This is a genomic window from Treponema ruminis (assembly GCF_014201975.1).
Lineage (GTDB): Bacteria > Spirochaetota > Spirochaetia > Treponematales > Treponemataceae > Treponema_D > Treponema_D ruminis.
Genome location: NZ_JACHFQ010000011.1, coordinates 1 through 3915, shown reverse-complemented (window position 1 = coordinate 3915; position 3915 = coordinate 1). Strand labels below are relative to the sequence as shown.

At 40.8% G+C, this 3915-nt stretch carries 5 protein-coding genes; 4 read left to right on the top strand and 1 reads right to left on the bottom strand.

The window, feature by feature from the left end:
• Positions 1-119: 119 nt before the first annotated feature.
• The 4 genes from HNP76_RS14415 (at position 120) to HNP76_RS13865 (ending at position 2294) form a co-directional block, all read left to right on the top strand.
• Positions 120-242 carry a hypothetical protein gene (locus HNP76_RS14415; RefSeq protein ID WP_260309259.1) on the top strand — a complete coding sequence of 41 codons (123 nt, stop codon included), beginning with the start codon at positions 120-122 and terminating at the stop codon, positions 240-242.
• 2 nt (positions 243-244) lie between these two features.
• Complete coding sequence (locus HNP76_RS13875) at positions 245-787, top strand: hypothetical protein (protein WP_184661590.1); 543 nt, start codon at positions 245-247, stop codon at positions 785-787.
• 230 nt (positions 788-1017) lie between these two features.
• Positions 1018-2073 carry a reverse transcriptase domain-containing protein gene (locus tag HNP76_RS13870; protein WP_184661588.1) on the top strand — a complete coding sequence of 352 codons (1056 nt, stop codon included), beginning with the start codon at positions 1018-1020 and terminating at the stop codon, positions 2071-2073.
• Positions 2055-2294 carry a hypothetical protein gene (locus HNP76_RS13865; protein ID WP_184661586.1) on the top strand — a complete coding sequence of 80 codons (240 nt, stop codon included), beginning with the start codon at positions 2055-2057 and terminating at the stop codon, positions 2292-2294. Before HNP76_RS13870 ends, HNP76_RS13865 begins: the two co-directional genes overlap by 19 nt.
• 46 nt (positions 2295-2340) lie before the next feature.
• On the opposite strand, the gene HNP76_RS13860 is transcribed toward HNP76_RS13865, so the two are convergent.
• A complete protein-coding gene (locus tag HNP76_RS13860; protein WP_184661584.1) occupies positions 2341-3720 on the bottom strand; it encodes a tyrosine-type recombinase/integrase in 1380 nt (459 codons plus the stop codon).
• Between the last annotated feature and the right edge of the window lie 195 nt (positions 3721-3915).

Genomic DNA, 3915 nt, shown 5'->3' with positions numbered 1-3915 from the left:
CGGTTATGTCCGTCCCCGCTTCGTCCTCGCAGCGTAGGCGGAGCCGGAGCGTATCTTTAATCTGAGGTGGCGGTGAGCCACCTCAGCACATACTAAAATTCTTTAGACAGGAGAAAAACATGCAAACAGGAAAAGTATTAAGCACTACGGATGTGAAGAAGATTCTCGCGGAATATTTTAAGGTCAGCGAGGATAAAATCATCGTAAGCAAGTACAGCTATATCGTACTTGATGGAGAATAAGGATGAGTGAGCCGAGCGGGCTTAGGGACCTGAGCAAAATGGAATTCTACAAGAATGCCAAACGCATACGGAAAGACATTGACTTATGGCTGATCCGTGAGTTTGGAATCAAGAAGAATCCCAGAAGCATAAGGCAGATTGCAAGAGACATCAGCGAGGAAGATCAGAAACTTATAGATGGAATCTATGAGAAGTACGGAGTCAACCCCAACAGGGCGTATAATTCAGAATATCCTGACTGGTATCTGGACGATGAGAAAAAACTGATTAAGAAATACTGCAACATGCTTACTTTCTACATCGTACAAGCGAACAAGCTGCACCCCAACTATGATTTTGAATGGGAGCAAAGAAGAAAGAATCAGAACGACGCTATAGGGATAGTCCAGAATCTTTATGTGGAAATCGACCACATAAAGGAGATGTTTGATGTGAGCTTGAAGTTCACGACCGACCTCATGGACGCTTTAGACCGTGAGGAAGATTTGATAAAGGGCTGGCGACAGTCTGACAATAAAAGGAGAAAAGAAAAGGGTTCTGCTTGATAGCGTCTGCTGCTAATTTCTGCAATGTCAACAACAATGGCAATGCCAACTACAACAACGCTGGGAATACGAACAATTATGTCCGTCCCCGATTTGAAATCGTGTGTAAAGGAAAATATTTCCGCACACAATGGCGAAGGAAGCAGAATCCTTACCGTAAAAGGTGAATATGAAAGGCGACGCAGTCTGTTACGACAGGAACTGCTTTAAGCGCCTTTCCGATTTTTTTTATGACAGATTTTGAGAAACTTTGTGATTTGGATAATCTATATGACTCTTTTCAGAAATGCAAAAAAGGCACTGACTGGAAAGCAAGCGTGCAGTATTACGAAGCTGACATAATACGCAACATCACGAAGGCACGGAACGAGCTTTTGAACGGAACATACAGGCAAAAACCGTTCAGCGAGTTTGAGCTTAGCGAGCGGGGAAAACGAAGGCATATTAAGGCACTGCATATATCTGACAGGGTGATTCAGAGGAATCTTTGCGACAATATCTTGAATCCGCATTTATTCAGGTATCTGATTTACGACAACGGCGCAAGCCAGAAGGGAAAGGGGATAGAGTTCACAAGGAAACGGCTTCAGGCACATTTGGAAAAATATTACAGGAAGCACGGCAACAAAGGCTATGTCCTTCTGATAGATTTCTCAAAGTATTTTGACAATATTCCTCATGATGAACTATGTAATAAAATCGCAGAAAAAATTGATGATGAAAGAATCATAAATTTAACGCGCTATCTGATTTCAACTTTTGGCAATGAAAAAGGAGTCGGAATCGGAAGCCAGCTTTCACAGACGGCGGGTATTTTCTATCCTACAGAATTTGATAATTTCTGCAAGATTGTCAAAGGCTGCAAATATTATGGCCGTTATATGGACGACACATATATTATTCACGAAAACAAGGACTTTTTAAGAGAACTTTTCAAAAAGTATCGTGTAATTACAGAAAAGCTCGGAATTATAATCAATACAAAGAAAACGCAGATTGTGAAACTTGAAAAAGGTTTTTCTTTCTTACAGATCAGATACAATATCACGAAATCCGGAAAGATTATAAAAAGACCAGTCCGAAAAGGATTTGTGCGGGAGCGACGAAAGCTGAAAAAGCTCGCCGAGCTTGTAAATAAAAACAGAATGACAATCCAGCAGATAAAAGATCAGTACAAAAGCTGGCGCGGAAATATCATCAGATACAATTGCTATAATAGTGTCAGAAATCTTGACGCATTATATAAATCAACTACAGGGGGGTCTATATGGACGAGAAAGAAATGAAAAAGCAGATGGAGCGTGAGCATAAGGAAAGCGAAGTTCGAACACTTATTAACAGGTTGTCAGCGTCTTCAAGTGACATCGGAGACTGGAAGATAATCAAATGCTATGAGGCAAAATTGCAGGATAAGCCCATGCCGTATGATTTGGCCGAGCTTATATCAGAGAGGCAGAAAGTGCGTGACAGAATCAATGAGCTGCAAGGGGAACTTGAGTCCGAATAAAAAATAAACCGCTCTTTCAGTGTATTTCTGACAGGAGCGGTTTATTTTATCTGAATTGCCGTGAATGTTCATACAAATCTGATTTATCCATGAAGTCAGTTTTTACATTCTGATAGAGCAGTTTTGGAGAGAATTCTATTTTGCTGTTTTCAATAATTTCGCCGAAAACTTCTCTTTGTGCCGTTTGGATTTTTTCATCATCTCCAGAAATTTTATGATCTGAATAGTGTTCCAGCATTGCAAGTGTTTTATGTCCCGTTTGGCTTTGCAAGAGCTTTTCACTGACTTTTTCACGCATGTATGAAGCATAAAAATGACGCCATGCGTGGAAACAATATTTTTTGGCTTCTGTTTTGCTCATCCCTACTTTTTCGAGAGCCGAATGTAATGCACATAAAAAGCATCTTGATTCAATCGGCTTGCCGGGAATCGAAGCAAAAAAAACAAAAGCTTCCATGCTTTTATCAAAAGGATTAGCTTCTGCGAGTTCGAGAAGTTTTTCAGACAGCCCCGTAAATGGCAGCAAAACCGTTCTGTTTTCGCCGTTTTTCGTGCATTTTAGCCCTTCGATGTCGCTCCATGAGTGCCGGATATAAAGGCACGATTCGCCGAGGTCACATTTTCTCAACGCTCTTATTTCGCCGATGCGTAAGCCGGTGCACATTGCAAGCAGGTTTGCGAGCTTAAAGCGTCTGTCATTCCAGTCAACGGCAAAAACAGCTTTTGCAAGTTCTGGCGTAAGTATTTGCCGTTGTGGCTTTTTTCCGGAAAAGCCAGTTAATCCAGCAGTTATGTCACGGTCAATCATCTCGTTATTGTAAGCCCAGCGCAAGGCCTGAGCACCTGCAAGCCATATTTGATTTTTTGCCGATATGCTTTTCCCCATTTTTTGGATGAATGATAAAAAATCTTTCAAATCTTGCCTTGTAATTTCGCCTAAGAGTTTGCCATTAAAAAAGGGAATCCAAAAATCTTGAACATAGTGCAGGCAGGTCCTGCAATGAGCCTTTCCGATGCTTTTTTCAGTTCTCAATTTTTCCTGAATATACTCTGACTTGTCCCAGCTCCAATAAGTTTTTAAAAACTCTGCAAAATCTACATCATTTTTTGAGCCTGATTGTACATAACTTCTTAAAATTCCTCGTTGTTTCAACAGCTCCAAGATTTTCGGGGCTTCGCTATCGCTGATGTCAGCGTGCCTTAAATTTTGCAGAAACGATTTTTCTTTGATTTCCTGCGTTTTTTGTTTTCCGTTAATTTGCCCTGAGGCATACCATTTAAGTGCAACAGAAACGGCTTTGTCGTAGTCTGATTCTTGAGTGGAGACAGCGGAAAGATATTTCCCTTCGCTATTTTTAAAACGAACGTAATAAAAACGGCTTTTTTTCCGTTTTGACAAAGAGAACGGGAGTTTATGGCTAACCATATTAAGAGAATCCTTACAGTGACAGAGGAAAGTGTATTGAAAATTAAACTATGTCACACTTTTATGTCACACTTTGAAAAAATGGCAAGCGACCCGCTTGAAGAGGAACAATCGCCTTGATGCAAAACATTGCAGTGCAAGGACTTAAAGGATTGGAGACGAACGGACTCGAACCGTCCACCCTTTGATTGCGAA

Excerpts from the sequence above, each read along its gene's own strand:
- HNP76_RS13870 (WP_184661588.1), top strand. The coding sequence starts at position 1,018 with ATGACAGATTTTGAGAAACTTTGTGATTTGGATAATCTATATGACTCT.
- HNP76_RS13860 (WP_184661584.1), bottom strand. The coding sequence starts at position 3,720 with ATGGTTAGCCATAAACTCCCGTTCTCTTTGTCAAAACGGAAAAAAAGC.
- HNP76_RS14415 (WP_260309259.1), top strand. The coding sequence starts at position 120 with ATGCAAACAGGAAAAGTATTAAGCACTACGGATGTGAAGAAGATTCTC.
- HNP76_RS13865 (WP_184661586.1), top strand. The coding sequence starts at position 2,055 with ATGGACGAGAAAGAAATGAAAAAGCAGATGGAGCGTGAGCATAAGGAA.
- HNP76_RS13875 (WP_184661590.1), top strand. The coding sequence starts at position 245 with ATGAGTGAGCCGAGCGGGCTTAGGGACCTGAGCAAAATGGAATTCTAC.